14 protein-coding genes are annotated in these 14,320 nt (G+C 65.9%); 11 read left to right on the plus strand and 3 right to left on the minus strand.

Annotated features, from left to right (window positions below; genetic code table 11):
• The first annotated feature begins 291 nt into the window (after positions 1–291).
• Entirely contained in the window at positions 292–1,113 is an 822-nt protein-coding gene (locus F8237_RS32580; RefSeq protein WP_151650171.1) for a Spy/CpxP family protein refolding chaperone, read from the plus strand.
• 111 nt (positions 1,114–1,224) lie between these two features.
• Positions 1,225–1,602 carry a response regulator gene (locus F8237_RS32585; protein ID WP_151650172.1) on the plus strand — a complete coding sequence of 126 codons (378 nt, stop codon included), beginning with the start codon at positions 1,225–1,227 and terminating at the stop codon, positions 1,600–1,602.
• Between the two features lie 106 nt (positions 1,603–1,708).
• Here the strand turns inward: F8237_RS32585 and F8237_RS36540 are convergent, their stop codons facing one another.
• The 3 genes from F8237_RS36540 to glk form a co-directional block, all read right to left on the minus strand.
• A complete protein-coding gene (locus F8237_RS36540) occupies positions 1,709–1,864 on the minus strand; it encodes a hypothetical protein (RefSeq protein ID WP_167527504.1) in 156 nt (51 codons plus the stop codon).
• A 154-nt stretch (positions 1,865–2,018) separates the two neighbouring features.
• Positions 2,019–2,222 carry a hypothetical protein gene (locus tag F8237_RS32590; protein ID WP_151650173.1) on the minus strand — a complete coding sequence of 68 codons (204 nt, stop codon included), beginning with the start codon at positions 2,220–2,222 and terminating at the stop codon, positions 2,019–2,021.
• 131 nt (positions 2,223–2,353) lie between these two features.
• Positions 2,354–3,325 carry a glucokinase gene (glk, locus tag F8237_RS32595; RefSeq protein WP_151650174.1) on the minus strand — a complete coding sequence of 324 codons (972 nt, stop codon included), beginning with the start codon at positions 3,323–3,325 and terminating at the stop codon, positions 2,354–2,356.
• A 262-nt stretch (positions 3,326–3,587) separates the two neighbouring features.
• Between glk and pncA the strand changes: the two genes are divergently transcribed.
• The 9 genes from pncA to F8237_RS32640 all read left to right on the plus strand — a co-directional run bounded on the left by pncA (position 3,588) and on the right by F8237_RS32640 (position 14,251).
• On the plus strand, positions 3,588–4,226 hold the full coding sequence (pncA, locus tag F8237_RS32600; RefSeq protein ID WP_151650175.1) for a bifunctional nicotinamidase/pyrazinamidase: 639 nt from the start codon (positions 3,588–3,590) through the stop codon (positions 4,224–4,226).
• A 16-nt stretch (positions 4,227–4,242) separates the two neighbouring features.
• Positions 4,243–5,358 carry an alpha/beta fold hydrolase gene (locus tag F8237_RS32605; protein ID WP_151650176.1) on the plus strand — a complete coding sequence of 372 codons (1,116 nt, stop codon included), beginning with the start codon at positions 4,243–4,245 and terminating at the stop codon, positions 5,356–5,358.
• Between the two features lie 150 nt (positions 5,359–5,508).
• On the plus strand, positions 5,509–7,542 hold the full coding sequence (locus tag F8237_RS32610) for an NAD(+) synthase (RefSeq protein WP_151650177.1): 2,034 nt from the start codon (positions 5,509–5,511) through the stop codon (positions 7,540–7,542).
• 463 nt (positions 7,543–8,005) lie between these two features.
• Complete coding sequence (locus F8237_RS32615; RefSeq protein WP_151650178.1) at positions 8,006–8,821, plus strand: sugar phosphate isomerase/epimerase family protein; 816 nt, start codon at positions 8,006–8,008, stop codon at positions 8,819–8,821.
• Positions 8,822–8,851: 30 nt separating this feature from the next.
• The gene (locus F8237_RS32620; RefSeq protein ID WP_151650179.1) at positions 8,852–10,489 is read left to right on the plus strand and encodes an ABC transporter substrate-binding protein; all 1,638 of its coding nucleotides are present in this window, start codon (positions 8,852–8,854) and stop codon (positions 10,487–10,489) included.
• A gap of 3 nt (positions 10,490–10,492) precedes the next feature.
• On the plus strand, positions 10,493–11,476 hold the full coding sequence (locus F8237_RS32625) for an ABC transporter ATP-binding protein (protein ID WP_151650180.1): 984 nt from the start codon (positions 10,493–10,495) through the stop codon (positions 11,474–11,476).
• Positions 11,473–12,465, plus strand: a complete 993-nt coding sequence (locus tag F8237_RS32630) for an ABC transporter ATP-binding protein (protein ID WP_151650181.1) — start codon at positions 11,473–11,475, stop codon at positions 12,463–12,465. Before F8237_RS32625 ends, F8237_RS32630 begins: the two co-directional genes overlap by 4 nt.
• A complete protein-coding gene (locus F8237_RS32635) occupies positions 12,465–13,394 on the plus strand; it encodes an ABC transporter permease (protein ID WP_162006312.1) in 930 nt (309 codons plus the stop codon). Before F8237_RS32630 ends, F8237_RS32635 begins: the two co-directional genes overlap by 1 nt.
• The gene (locus tag F8237_RS32640; protein ID WP_151650183.1) at positions 13,391–14,251 is read left to right on the plus strand and encodes an ABC transporter permease; all 861 of its coding nucleotides are present in this window, start codon (positions 13,391–13,393) and stop codon (positions 14,249–14,251) included. Before F8237_RS32635 ends, F8237_RS32640 begins: the two co-directional genes overlap by 4 nt.
• Positions 14,252–14,320 lie beyond the last annotated feature (69 nt).

Below are 14,320 nucleotides of genomic sequence, written 5' to 3' on the forward strand. Positions count from 1 at the left end.
CTAGAACTAACGTTGTGGCCGGGCGTGCGGCAGCGCCGGCGGGCGGGGCGGGCCTGCGTGGACCTTCGCCGCTCATTTTGCGACGCACACTTCGGGCAAGGCGTGTCGGACAGGACGTGCGCAATTACGCCGCAGTTTCGAATAAGCCTGCATAACCGCTTCGCGCGAATGAGTTTTCGGACGTGGACAGCACGCGTCCGCGCCTAGACCTCGGTGGCGAAAACGATAGAGTTGCAACCGGCGGGCGGCTTCCACCCTGCCAGAACAATCGGATCGACGATGGAGACCAGAATGACCAACCCGGCACCGCCCGCACGGCTTCACTTGCGGCGATGGCTCGCGCTGGGCTGCGTGCTCACATTGCTGCTCGGTGCATCCGCGGTCGCGCATGCACAAGGCCTGGTCAAAGGTGTTCAGGACGGCGCCGCAGCCGGCAACAAGGCCGCCGGTCCCGTCGGCGGCGTGCTCGGCGGTGCGATCGGCGGCGTGGTCGGCGTCTTCACCGGCGTGCTCGGCGTCAACAATAACAACAATCAGGCGCCGCCGCCCGCCAAGGATACGAGCAAGGATACGAGCAAGGACGCCGGCAAGGATTCCAAGCAGCCGGGCGCCGGCAAGGACAAGGACGCCAAGAGCGCCAAGGAGACCGCCAAGGCGGGCAAGGGCGCCAAGGCGAGCAAGGAAGCCAGGACCACGCCACAGGAGAACAAGGACAACAAGGACGTCACCGTCCTCACCCAGACTGGCACGCCGCAACAGAGTGCCGAGCAGATCGTCGCCAACAGCGATTCCTATATCGAGCGGATCAAGACAGAGTTGAACCTCACCCCCGATCAGGAGAAGCATTGGTTCGGCTTCTCGAGCGCGATGCACTACCTGGGGCACAATGGTGCAGAGCGGCTCAACCTGCGGGTTGCCCGCGCCAAGCGCGATCCGCCGGATGACATCATCGAGCAGATGCGCAACGAGTCGCAGTTCCTGATCGACCGCGCTGCCGACCAGCGCAACGTTGCCGATGCCGCCGAGCCGCTTTACTCGAGCCTCGACGACAAGCAGAAGCAGGTCTTCATTCAGGAGATGGTGCGCCTCAGCCACGAGCGCGGCCTGGATTGATCAAGTTGAATCGGATTGCGGGCGCCTGAATTAACGGCGCCTGCCACGAATTCGTGAATGCTCTCTGCAGCTGAGGTATGATTAGCTTCGCAAGCTGACTGCGGGGTTGATATGGCGGACGGACTCTCCGTTTTCCTGGTCGAAGACGAAGCGTTGATCCGGATGATGATGGCCGACATGGTCGCGGAACTCGGCCATCATGTCGTCGCGGAAGCGGACAATGTCCGTGACGCCTGCGCCTTCGCGATGACCGCGCAATACGATTTCGCGATCCTCGACATCAACCTGATGGGTCTCTACGTCGATCCCGTCGCCGACCTCATCGAGCGCCGCGGAAAGCCGTTTCTGTTCGCCACCGGCTACGGGCCGGAACTGCTGCCGTCCTTGCTCCGGCGCAGGCCAATCCTGCGCAAGCCGATTTCCCTCGACCAACTCAAGGCGATGATCGACACGCTGTTTCCGGGTGCGATCGGCAGGTTGCCCCACTGAGCGATGGCGCCACGCCGGGCGACGGCAAAGTTGTCGCGCCGACATCGTCAACGAAATTGGCCGCCTTGAGGGCGGCCAATGAGTTCAGGGCAATTGCGCCGCAGCCTCAGATCAGGGCGGCGCCAAGATCGATGCCGCGCGCCATCACGCCTAATGAAGCGACGAGGCCCACGCAGCAGAACAGCAAGATGATCTTGAACGAAGAATCGGCGATGCGCGTTTCGACGGCAGCCGGCATTGCGGCGAGCGAAATCATGCTCATGTTCATTCCCCCCTTGTTGACCCTGAATTGCATCAGGTGAGGGAACTCTTAGAGCAAAAAGTTTGACGCGAGCTTGCGAGAGATCGTTAAGGGAACCGTAATCGAGGCGCGTGCTCGCGCGAGCAGCCGCCGGTCCCGCAAAGTCCCGCAAGTCTCAGCTGCGACCGTTCTTCAGCACGTTGGCAATGGTATGGGCCGTCATCGCCGCACGGTCCGACGCGCGCTGCGCGGACAGACGGTCGCGCGCCTTTTCCTCGATGAGCAGCTCGATCAGCGCCAGCCGCTTGCTCTCGTCGTCCGCCTCGAGCAGCAGACGGTGATAGCGGTGATAGTCAAACCCAATGTCCTGCTTACGCATGTCACGCCCCCGCAACTACGCCACACACTGACTGGATTGTTTCTCATCGGAAACAAACGGGCAAGCACGATCGTGCGTGGAACCGGGCGCCGGCTGCAATCAGCTGTGCATGACTGGAACCAGTGCGCGACTCAGTCCAGATTGTGGTCGGCGAACACCTTCAGGCCGAGGAAGCTTGCATCGGGCTTGGTGATCAGCCGGGTCGGGATGTTGCGCAGGTAATCCTGGAAGCGGCCTTTGGCTTCGAAGCGCGCGCGGAACGCCGAGGCTGCAAGGAAATCCGGAAAGCGCGGCACGATTCCGCCGGCGATATAGACGCCGCCGCGCGCGCCAAAGGTCACCGCGAGATTGCCCGCGACCGAGCCGAGGATGGCGCAGAACATCTCCAGCGTCGCCAGGCTGAGGGGGCAGCTGCCCTCCAGGGCCGCCTTGGTGATGGCGGCCGCGTCGCGGTGCGGCACCTGGGCGCCGTCGATCTCCGCCAGTGCCTCGTAAAGGCTTTGCAGGCCGGAGCCGGACAGCGCACCGCGCTCGATCGAGACATGACCGAGGCGTTTGCGCAGGCACGCGATGACACGTTCCTCACGCTCGTTCTCCGCGGGCAGGGTCGCGTGGCCGGCCTCGGTGACGACAGCCAGCCGGGCGCCATGGCGCTCGACCAGACAGGAGACGCCGAAGCCGGTTCCGGGCCCGACCACCAGCAAAGGTTCACCGGGGAGGCCTTGTTGGCCGCCGAGCGGGATCAGGTCGGCCGGCTTCAGGGCAGGCAGCGACCAGGCCACCACCTCGAAATCGTTGAGGACATGAACGCTGTCGAAGCCGAGAGCCGGCTGGAGCTCGTTGCCGTCGATGACCCAGGGGCTGTTGGTCATGACGCAGCGGTTGTTAGTCACCGGACCTGCGACGGCCAGCACGGCTCGGCTGGGCCGCCCGGCACCGGACCGGCGCGCGAGAACATCGGCGATGGCTTCCCGGACCGTGGGGAAGTCTGCGACCTTCACATAGTCGATGGGGCCGGTCTCGTCGCCATGGCTCAGCGCGAACCGAGCGTTCGTGCCGCCGATATCGGCGAGAAGAATTTGTCCTGTCTTGTCGATACTCATGACCCCGTGGCTGCCGCGGCCTTTGCCGGCCGTCGGGAACCTCTGCCTCCACACCTGATCCGATCCGCAGTCTGCGGACGGTTCCGAGAATCCTCGCTTGACTGTTCCTAGTCAACACGGACGAGGCCAAACCGTTGCATCCAACGGGGGATGGCGAACCATATCGCGCGATATCGCCGCATAGGGTCGGTGGTTGCGAAGCCGCGCGGGAAGATCGACACTGGAGAAGAGCGTCCGGCGCGTCTCGTGCCGGGCGGCCAGTATGGGGCCTGTGATGAAGATTTCCGACCGTGACGTGCTGCTGGTGATCGACGTGCAGAACGACTTCTGCTCCGGCGGCGCGCTCGCCGTTCCCGGCGGCGAGAAGGTCGTCCCGGCCATCAACCGGATCGCCCCAAAATTCGCCAATGTCGTGCTGACCCAGGATTGGCATCCGCGCGACCATGTCTCGTTCGCGCCGAACCATGCAGGCAAGCAGCCGTTCCAGACCATCGAGCTGGATTACGGTACGCAGGTGCTATGGCCGGCGCACTGCGTGCAGGGCACGCCCGGCGCCGAATTCCATGGCGATCTCGACCTCACCGGAGCAAGCATGGTGGTCCGCAAGGGCTTTCGCCGCGGGATCGATTCGTACTCCGCGCTGTTCGAGAACGACCACCGGACGCCGACGGGTCTGCTCGGCTATTTGCGCGAACGCGAGCTGAAGACCGTCTTCGTCGCCGGTCTGGCGCTCGACTTCTGTGTCCGCTTCTCGGCGGAAGACGCCCGCAATGCGGGGTTCGAGGTTGCCGTGATCGAGGACGCCTGCCGCGGCATCGATCTCGATGGTTCCGTGGCCGCGACCCACAGGAGTTTTGGGGAGCGCGGCATTTCCGTGATCAGCTTCGAGGCGTTCCTGTGAGCATCGCGAGCTAGCCATGGTGGAGAAGGCCGGCAAACAGCCAGGCGGACCGGAGCGCGCTCCGGATGACCCGCTGCTGTGGCCGTTTGCGGCGGCGCGGCTCGCGATGGACGCGTGCTTCTGGTGGCTGGAGCGCGGTCCGCCGGAACAGGACGAGAGCGGCGTGCCGTGGACGACGCCCAACTCCGTCGCGTTGGAGCTCGCAACGATGCGCCTGCGCGATTGCACGCGGGGGCGATCGGGCCAACCGGCGCTGGTCTGCGCGCCCTACGCGCTGCATCGGGCTGTCATCGCCGACTTTGCGCCCGGCCACAGCGTGGTGCAGTCGCTGCAAGACGGCGGCATCGACCGGGTCTATCTCACCGACTGGCGGTCCGCCACGCCGGACATGCGCCACCTCTCGATCGACAGCTATCTGTCCGATCTCAACGTCGCCGTCGACGAGATCGGCGTGCCGGTTGATCTCATTGGTCTGTGCCAGGGCGGGTGGTTGTCGCTGCTCTACGCAGCGCGCTTTCCCGCCAAGGTGCGGCGGCTGGTGCTGGTTGGCGCGCCCGTCGATCTCTCGATCGAGTCCGCGCTCTCCCGGCTCGCTCGCAGCGCACCGGAGATGGTCTACGACCAGCTCGTCGCGCGCGGCGGCGGCAATGTCAGTGGCGACGAAATGCTGCGGTTCTGGTCCAAGCCGCCGAGCCGCGATGATATCGCGGCGGCCTTGCAGAAAGATCTCTCGGACGAGGAGGGCGCGGCTTTGCTCGCGCGGTTCGACCGCTGGAATTCGGAGACGCTCAATCTGCCCGGCACCTACTATCTCCAGATCGTCAACTGGATATTCCGGGAGAACCGGATCGCGAGCGGCAGCTTCGTCGCGCTCGGCCGCCGGATCGACCTGAAGGACGTCATGGCGCCGGTCTTCCTGCTGGCCGGGCTCGACGACGACGTGGTGCCGGCCGCGCAGGCGCTCGCCACAGCCGATCTCCTCGGGACCCCACCCGCCTTCGTCACGGCGGCCTCCGAACCCAGCAATCATCTCGGCCTGTTCATGGGAGCGCGGACCCACGTGCATGCCTGGCCCCGGATCGCAAAATGGCTGCGCGACGATCTGTCCGGCATGCTGGTCCGCAGCGCCTGACGCGGTCGAGGCGGGGCCGGCGAAGCTGCAAATCCGTTATGCATGATGCCGGATGGCCTGCACGGGGGCATGCTGATGGGTTACATATAGCCTGTGCTTGCGGCCGCCCGACCAAGGCCGGCCGCAAAGAGATTGAGGGTCCTGCGCTCGATGAGTTTTCACTCGATTTACGCCCACGGGTTTGCGCGCGTGGCGGCCTGTGTCACCACCTCGCATGTGGCCGATCCCACGGCGAACGCGAAGGCGATCCTGGCGGCGGCCAACGCCTGCCACGAGCAATCGGTGGCGGTCGCGGTGTTTCCCGAGCTGTGCCTGTCCGGTTACGCCATCGAAGACCTCGTGAAGCAGGACCCATTGCTCGATGCGGTCGAGCGCGGGCTCGCCGCGATCGTCGAGGCCTCCGCGACGCTGATGACCGTGCTGATCGTCGGTGCGCCGCTGCGCTTTGGGGCCCGCATCTACAATTGCGCTGTCGTCGTCCATCGCGGCGCCGTCCTCGGCGTCGTGCCCAAGAGCTATTTGCCGACCTATCGCGAATTCTACGAGGGGCGTCATTTCGCCTCCGGCGCCGGCGTTGCCGGGGAGACCATTGGCTTTGGTGGGCTGCATGCGCCGTTCGGCGTCGACCTCCTGTTCGCGGCCGAGGACGTTGCGGGCCTGACCATCGGCGTCGAGATCTGCGAGGATATGTGGATCCCGGTGACGCCGGCTTCCGAGCTCGCGCTTGCCGGCGCCAGCGTCCTGATCAATCTCTCGGGCAGTCCGATCACGATCGGCCGGGCACGCGCGCGCGCACTGCTGTGCCAGTCGACTTCGGCGCGCTGCCTTGCGGCCTATGTGTATTCGGCGGCCGGGGCAGGGGAATCGACCACGGATCTGGCCTGGGACGGCCAAACCTCGATCTACGAAAATGGAGCTCTGCTGGCCGAGGGCGAGCGGTTCCGCCAGGGCGGCCAGATCACGCTCGCCGACGTCGATCTCGACCTGCTCAGGCAGGAGCGTGCGTTGATGGGCACGTTCGACGACAACCGCCGGCAGCGCGAGGCGTTCTTCCGCAAGATCACGTTTGCACTGAAGCCGCCCGCCGGCGACATCGGTTTCCTGCGCAAGATCGAGCGTTTCCCGTTCGTGCCCAGCGACGAAAGCCTGCTCGAACAGGACTGCTACGAGGCCTACAACATCCAGGTGGCCGGCCTCGTGCAGCGCATGCGAGCGACCGGCACCAAGCGCGTCGTCATCGGCGTGTCGGGCGGCCTCGATTCCACCCATGCGCTCATCGTCGCCGCCAAGGCGGTCGACCTGCTCGGGCTGCCGCGGGAAAATATCCTTGCCTACACCATGCCCGGCTTCGCCACCGGCAGCGAGAGCAAGACCAATGCGCTGGCGCTGATGAAGGCGTTGCAGGCGAATTGGCGGGAGCTCGATATCCGCACCACGGCGACCCAGATGCTGAAGGATATCGGCCATCCCTTCGGCAACGGCGAGAAGGTCTACGACGTCACCTTCGAGAACGTGCAGGCAGGCTTGCGCACGGACTATCTGTTCCGGCTCGCCAACCATCACGGTGGCATCGTTATCGGCACCGGCGACCTCTCCGAGCTGGCGCTCGGCTGGTGCACCTATGGCGTCGGCGACCAGATGGCGCACTATAACGTCAATGCGGGGGTGCCGAAGACCCTGATCCAGCACCTGATCCGCTGGGTGATTGCGTCGAAACAGTTCGGCGACGACGTCAACCGCACGCTTGGCTTGATCCTGTCGGCCGAAATCTCGCCCGAGCTGGTTCCGGTGGAGCCAGGTGAGAAGCCGCAGAGTACGGAAGCGTCCGTCGGTCCTTACGAGCTGCAGGACTTCAACCTGTTCTACACGCTGCGGTTCGGCATGCGGCCGTCCAAGATTGCCTTCATGGCGCAGCACGCCTGGAAAGACGTTGCCAAGGGCGAGTGGCCTCCGGCGTTCCCCAACGACAAGCGCAAGGCCTATGATCTTGCCGAGATCCGCCGCTGGCTGGAGGTGTTCCTGCGCCGCTTCTTCGCGTTCAGCCAGTTCAAGCGCTCGGCGATGCCGAACGGGCCGAAGGTTTCGTCCGGTGGCTCGCTGTCGCCGCGCGGCGACTGGCGTGCGCCGTCGGATTCGAGCGCGGCGGCATGGCTCGAGGATCTCGAGCGGAATGTTCCGAAGTGACTTGACGCGTGCAGGTTGGCCCCACAACGACTTCGCGCCGCGCGGCTCATGAAGCCGGCGGCGCGAAATTGCGTTCAATCTGAAAAGTTCGAGGTCCGGAGTGCCTAGGAGTCCGGACCTCGTAACCTTGCCCCAGCCTTTGATCCCCCGCCCCATGTGGTCCCCCAACCCCATGCAGCGCGATCAGAGGGTGATGCCCTTGGAAGGCCGCCGATCGATGGCTGGGATGTACGCGAAGTATGGTTAGGATTCCAATCCGGATCACTACGGACGCGAACGCGTTTGGACTCGCGCGGCGATGCATACGCCTGCACCGCTTGCGCGCGTGGCTGCCTGAAATCGATGCAAGCGATCGACGGGATGTCCACATCTCCCTCGGCGTTTCGGAACCCGCATTTCACGGGACTGTCATTGAACTGGTCTAGCGCTGCCCTTGTCATCGTTGACGGCCAAGGAGCAAGCCATGTCGAAGCCGGTGTTGGGCGCCGCACTGTCCATCAAATCGATCCCCGCCCACCGCGACTGGCTTCTCGAACGGCAGCGCGACCTCGAAATCCAGGATTTCTTCCGCGCCGATCTGCTCGATGGTGACTGGCGGAGCGCCGCCGCCGAGATCAAGCAGATGCTCTCGGGCCATACCGGCCGGCTCGGCATCCACGGCCCGTTCTGGGGCTTCGCAATTGGCAGCCACGATCCGATGATCCGCCAGGTCGTGACGAAGCGCCTGCTGCAGGGGCTGGACGCCGCTGAGTTCCTCGGCGCGACGCAGATGGTGATCCATTCGCCGTTCACGACCTGGGACCACAACAACCTCGATCTCTATCCTGACAATCGCGGCAATCTCGTCGAACGCGTCAAGGCGACGCTCGCCGCAGTCATCGCGCGCGCTGAAACGATCGGCTGCGAAATCGTCATCGAGAATATCGAAGACAGGGACCCGCGCGACCGCGTGCGGCTCGCCAAGGCGCTCGAAAGCGCCAAGGTCCGGGTCTCCCTCGACACCGGTCATGCCAATTACGCCCACATCTCCACCGGCGCGCCGCCGGTCGACTATTACGTCGAGACCGCCGGGGACATGCTGACGCATGTTCATCTGCAGGACACCGACGGTTTCGCCGACCGGCACTGGGCGCCGGGCGAGGGCAACATCCCGTGGGTTGCCGTGTTCCGCGCGCTCGGCCGACTGACCTCGAATCCGCGCTTGATCCTCGAGCTCCGCAATCATGACGACGTCCGCACCGGCGCAGCCCATCTGGCCGCGCTCGGGCTCGCCGAATAACCGCCGTTACAGAGCGCAGGATTGACCATCATGAGCAAGCTCACCCGTCGCACCATTCTGAAATCCGGCGGTGCTGCCGCCAGCACGCTGCTGCTGCCGCGCTTTGCGATCGGACAAGCGGACAACCGCCCGTCGGTGACGATCGCCGTACAGAAAGTCACGAATTCGAACGTGCTCGACGTGCTGCGCGAGCAGTCCAACGTCGGCGAGCGCGTGTTCTTCTCCTCGATCTGGGAAGGCCTGATCTCGAAGAACTGGCGCGGCAGCCTCGAGGCGGTGCCGGGCCTTGCCACCGAATGGCGCCGCATCGACGATCAGACCGTTGAGCTGAAGCTGCGCCAGGGCGTGAAGTTCCACAATGGCGACGAGCTGACGGCCGAGGACGTCGTCTTCACCTTCAGCCGCGCGCGCATGTTTGGCGAGACCGAGGCCAAGAGCCGCTCCACCATCCAGGCCTTCGAGAAAAATCCGACGCCGCGTCCGGGCAAGGAATTGCCGCCTGATGTGCCCGCGGTTGCGCGCCGTATCTGGCCGGACCTCGTGCGCGTCGACGCCGTCGACAAGTACACGGTGCGCTTCTACAACGCGACGCCCGACGTCACGATCGAGGGCCGCCTGTCGCGCTACGGCTCCGACATTGCCAACCGCCGCGCCTGGGACGAATCCGCGAGCTATCTCGACTGGGCGCGCAAGCCGATCACCACCGGCCCCTACAAGGTCGTCGAGCTCAAGCCCGACGTGTCGCTGACCCTCGAAGCACACGACGAATATTGGGGCGGCCGCCCGCCGCTCAAGCGCATCCGCTTCCTCGAAGTGCCCGAGGTCGCGAGCCGCATCAACGGCCTGCTCTCGGGCGAATACCAGTTCGCCTGCGACATCCCGCCGGACCAGATCGCCGGCATCGAGAAGAACGCGGCCTTCGAAGTGCAGGGCGGCACCATCCTCAATCACCGCCTGACCGTGTTCGACAAGAACCACGCCCAGCTCGCCAATCCGCTTGTCAGGCGCGCCTTCACCCATGCGATCGACCGCCAGGCCATCGTCGACAGCCTGTGGGCCGGCCGCACCCGCGTGCCGAAGGGTCTGCAATGGGAGTTCTACGGCGACATGTTCAACGCCGACTGGAACGTGCCCGCCTACGATCCGAAGCTCGCGCAGGATCTGTTGAAGCAGGCCAATTACAAGGGCGATCCGATTCCCTATCGCCTGCTCAACAACTACTACACCAACCAGGTCGCGACCGCGCAGGTGCTGGTCGAGATGTGGAAGTCGGTCGGCCTCAACGTGCAGATCGAGACCAAGGAGAACTGGTCGCAGGTCATGGAACGTGCGCCGACCCGCGCGGTGCGCGACTGGTCGAACTCGGCCGCCTTCAACGATCCGGTGTCGTCATTGGTGGCCCAGCACGGCCCGAACGGCCAGCAGCAGCAGATCGGCGAATGGACCAACGCCGAGCTGAACACGCTCTCGGAGTTCCTGGAGACCTCGACCGACCGGGCCGCCCGCAGGAAGGCGTTCCGCCGCATGCTGGAGATCGCCGAGCGCGAGGATCCCGCTTACACGGTGCTGCACCAGAACGCGACCTTCACGGCAAAGCCGAAGTCGATCAAGTGGAAGGCGTCGCCGGCCTTTGCGATGGACTTCCGCGCCGGCAATTTCGAGGCTTGATCGATGGCGCCGCTGATCAGCATCGAACGCCTCGGCGTCGCCTTCAACGGCGTGCCGGTGCTGCGCGGCGTCGATCTCACCCTGAACAAGGGCGAGGCCCTCGGCCTCGTCGGCGAGTCCGGATCCGGCAAGTCGGTGACATGGCTTGCTGCGCTCGGCCTGTTGCCGAGGCATGCGAAGGTCACGGGCTCGGTCCGGCTCGACGGTCGTGAGATCCTGGACGCTCCGGCGGCCGAGCTCGACCAGGTGCGGGGCGGGCGGGTCGCCATGATCTTCCAGGATCCGGCGAGCGCGCTCAATCCGGTGCTGACGATCCGCAAGCAGCTCTGCGAGGCGCTGGCGCTGCATCGCGATCTCTCGGGTGAGGCGGTGAAGGCCGAAGCGAGGCGGCTGCTCGATATCGTCGGCATTCCCGATGCGAAGCGGCGGCTCGAAGCCTACCCGCACGAATTCTCCGGCGGCCAGGTCCAGCGCATCATGATCGCGATGGCGCTGGCGGGAAATCCCGACCTGCTGATCGCGGACGAGCCGACCACGGCGCTCGATGCCACCATCCAGGCGCAGATCCTGGAGCTGCTCTCCAAGATCCGCCGCGAGATGAGCATGGCGATGGTGCTGATCAGCCACGATCTCGGCGTCGTCGCCGAAAATTGCGACCGCGTCGCAGTGATGTATGCCGGCTGCATCGTCGAGCAGGCGCCCAGCAACCAGCTCTTCGCCGATCCCGTGCACCCCTATGCCCAGGGCCTGATCGGCGCGCTGCCGCCGCTCGACGGGCCGCGCCGGCGCCTCACCGCCATTCCCGGGACCGTGCCTGATCCGGCGCGCATGCCCGGCGGCTGCGCCTTCGCGCCCCGCTGTAGGCTCGCGGCAGAGCCGTGCGGTCTGGCCGCGCCGAGCCTTGCGCCGATCGCGAATGATCGCGCTGTCGCCTGCATCCGCGCCGAAGCGTCGCGCCGGGCCTTGTTCGGGATTGCCGCCGAATGAACGGGCCGCTCGTCGAGGTCCGCTCGATTTCGCGTAGCTACAGTATGCGCTCCGGAATGTTCGGCCGAAGCACGGCAGTTCATGCCGTTGACGGCGTGTCGCTTACGATCCCCAAGGGCGAGACGCTCGGTCTCGTCGGCGAGTCCGGTTCGGGCAAGTCCACCACGGGCCGCATCGTGCTCGGGCTGGAGCCACCGGACCGCGGCGACGTCAGGTTCGGCGGCAAGCCGATGGCCACGCCGGGAACGCCTGCGTGGCGCGCGCAGCGCGCGCGCATGCAGATGATCTTTCAGGATCCGCTGGGCGCGCTGGACCGGCGCTTATCGGTCGCGGCGCAGATCCGCGAGCCCCTGGACATTCACGGCCTCGGGACATCGGCTGAGCGCGAGGAGCGCGTCCGGGAATTGCTGCGCGCGGTCGAACTGGCGCCGGGGCATGGCGTCCGCTATCCGGGCGCGCTGTCTGGAGGACAACGCCAGCGCGTCGTGCTGGCGCGGGCGCTGGCGACAAAGCCCGATTTCCTGGTCTGCGACGAGCCGGTCAGCGCGCTCGACGTCTCGATCCAGGCCCAGGTGGTGAATTTGCTTTGCGATCTGCAGGCGCAACTGTCGCTGACGCTGCTGTTCATCAGCCACGATCTGCGCGTCGTGCGGCAGATCAGCAACGTCGTCGCCGTGATGTATCTCGGCCGCATCGTCGAGATCGGCAACGCCGACGATCTGTTCGCGCGGCCGGAGCATCCGTACACGCAGGCGCTGGTCTCGGCCTCGCCGGCGCCGGGCCGCCGCAGCGCGGGCCGGATCGTGCTGGCGGGTGATCCGCCGAACCCGGCTGCGCGCCCCCAAGGATGCGCCTTTCATCCGCGTTGTTCGCGCGCGATCGCGCGCTGCGCGACGGAGACGCCGGTCCTCTCGGTCGTCGGCGGAGACCGTCAGGTGGCCTGCCATCTCGTGACGGGGCCGCGGGCCGAAACGCGGGACGCAGCGTGATGGGACGCTATTTCGCCATTCGCATCGGACGCGCGGCCCTGACGATCGTGCTCGTCGTCACCTTCGCCTTCGTCGTGCTGCGGCTCTCCGGCGATCCCGCGCTGATGATCCTGGGACCGGAAGCGCCACCGGAAGTGATCGCCGCCTTCCGCAAGGCCTGGGGTCTCGATGATCCCATCTGGTTCCAGTACCTCGATTACTTCCGCGCCATCGCGCAAGGCGAGCTCGGCCGCTCCATGCGCGACGGCAGGCCTGCGATCCAGCTCGTGCTGGAGCGAATTCCGGCGACGCTGGCGCTGACGCTGCCGGCCTTCTTCTTCAAGGTGGCGCTCGGCGTTCCCGCTGGTATGTTTGCCGCGCTGCATCGCGGCTCGGGAATCGACCGTGCCGTGATGATGACGGCGGTCGCCGGCTTCACCGTGCCGAGCTTCGTGCTGGCGCTGCTGCTCGTTCTCGTCTTCGCCGTGCAGCTCGGCTGGCTGCCCTCGGGCGGACAGGACAGCTGGCGCCACGCCATCCTGCCGATCGTGACGCTCAGCCTCGGCGGCGCCGCGGTGCTGGCGCGGTTCACCCGCAGCGCCATGCTGGAGGTGCTCGGCCAACCCTATATCCGCACGGCCTCCGCCAAGGGCGTGCCGTGGCGCAAGGTGGTGACGTCGCACGCGCTGCCGAATGCGGCGATTCCGACCGTCACCATCCTGGGCTTCATGGTGGGCACGCTGATCGCGGGTGCGGTCGTGGTCGAGAGCGTGTTTTCGTGGCCCGGGGTCGGGCGCCTGCTCGTCGTCGCCGTCGCCAACCGTGACCTCGCTGTCGTGCAATGCATCCTGCTGCTGGTGGCGATGACCATGGTCACGTCGAACCTGATTGTCGATTTCCTCTACGGCTTCCTCGATCCGCGGCTGCGCGCCAAAGGAGCGCACGCATGACCGACGCGACGCTCAAGGACACCTCCGTCCGCCGCCGTATCAGCCTGCCGGCGATTCCCGTCTCGGTCGCGCTTGCGGTCGCCTGGATCGTCGCGATGCTGGTGATCGCGGCGCTCGCCGAGAAGATCGCGCCCTATGGCTACACCCAGCTCGACCTGCGTAACCGGCTGTCCGCGCCCGGCAATGTAGCGCACTGGCTCGGCACCGATGAACTTGGCCGCGACGTGCTGTCGCGACTGCTCGTCTCGATCCGCATCTCGCTGCTGATCGCGTTCGGCGCGACGACGATTTCGGCGATCGTCGGCACCACGCTCGGTTTCCTCGCCGCGCATTTCCGTGGGGCCATCGAGCAGTTCGTGCTGATGCTGACCGACTTCCAGGCCAGCATGCCCTTCCTCATCATGGCGCTCGCGGTGCTGGCCTTCTTCGGCAACTCGCTGCCGCTGCTGATCGGCCTGATGGGGATGTTCGGCTGGGAGCGCTATGCGCGCATCGCGCGAGGCCTCGCCATCTCCGCCAATGCGCAAGGCTACGCCGCCGCGGTCCGCCAGCTAGGGGCGACGCCGACGCGGATCTATCTGCGGCACATCCTGCCCAACATCGCCTCGACCCTGATCGTCTCGACCACGCTGGTCTTTCCCGAGGTGATCCTGATGGAGTCAGGCCTGTCCTTCCTCGGCCTCGGCGTGCAGCCGCCGATGACCAGCCTCGGCAACATGGTCGGCTACGGCCGCGAGTATCTCACCCGGGCGCCCTGGATCATGCTGGCACCGGCGACCACCATCGTCGTGACCACGCTGGCCGTCTCCGTGATCGGCGACTGGCTGCGCGACCGGCTCGATCCGACGCTGCACTAGGGGCGCGCCGGGAGCAGGGGAGGCCTGCGAACGCCCGATCCGGGCCCGTTCGGCCCAAGTTCCCGTTGC

Source organism: Bradyrhizobium betae, from assembly GCF_008932115.1.
GTDB classification, from domain to species: domain Bacteria; phylum Pseudomonadota; class Alphaproteobacteria; order Rhizobiales; family Xanthobacteraceae; genus Bradyrhizobium; species Bradyrhizobium betae.

Bases quoted from the DNA above. Each gene is read 5' to 3' on its own strand.
- F8237_RS32580 (WP_151650171.1), top strand. From the start codon at position 292: ATGACCAACCCGGCACCGCCCGCACGGCTTCACTTGCGGCGATGGCTC.
- F8237_RS32585 (WP_151650172.1), top strand. From the start codon at position 1,225: ATGGCGGACGGACTCTCCGTTTTCCTGGTCGAAGACGAAGCGTTGATC.
- F8237_RS36540 (WP_167527504.1), bottom strand. From the start codon at position 1,864: ATGAGCATGATTTCGCTCGCCGCAATGCCGGCTGCCGTCGAAACGCGC.
- F8237_RS32590 (WP_151650173.1), bottom strand. From the start codon at position 2,222: ATGCGTAAGCAGGACATTGGGTTTGACTATCACCGCTATCACCGTCTG.
- glk (WP_151650174.1), bottom strand. From the start codon at position 3,325: ATGAGTATCGACAAGACAGGACAAATTCTTCTCGCCGATATCGGCGGC.
- pncA (WP_151650175.1), top strand. From the start codon at position 3,588: ATGGGGCCTGTGATGAAGATTTCCGACCGTGACGTGCTGCTGGTGATC.
- F8237_RS32605 (WP_151650176.1), top strand. From the start codon at position 4,243: ATGGTGGAGAAGGCCGGCAAACAGCCAGGCGGACCGGAGCGCGCTCCG.
- F8237_RS32610 (WP_151650177.1), top strand. From the start codon at position 5,509: ATGAGTTTTCACTCGATTTACGCCCACGGGTTTGCGCGCGTGGCGGCC.
- F8237_RS32615 (WP_151650178.1), top strand. From the start codon at position 8,006: ATGTCGAAGCCGGTGTTGGGCGCCGCACTGTCCATCAAATCGATCCCC.
- F8237_RS32620 (WP_151650179.1), top strand. From the start codon at position 8,852: ATGAGCAAGCTCACCCGTCGCACCATTCTGAAATCCGGCGGTGCTGCC.
- F8237_RS32625 (WP_151650180.1), top strand. From the start codon at position 10,493: ATGGCGCCGCTGATCAGCATCGAACGCCTCGGCGTCGCCTTCAACGGC.
- F8237_RS32630 (WP_151650181.1), top strand. From the start codon at position 11,473: ATGAACGGGCCGCTCGTCGAGGTCCGCTCGATTTCGCGTAGCTACAGT.
- F8237_RS32635 (WP_162006312.1), top strand. From the start codon at position 12,465: ATGGGACGCTATTTCGCCATTCGCATCGGACGCGCGGCCCTGACGATC.
- F8237_RS32640 (WP_151650183.1), top strand. From the start codon at position 13,391: ATGACCGACGCGACGCTCAAGGACACCTCCGTCCGCCGCCGTATCAGC.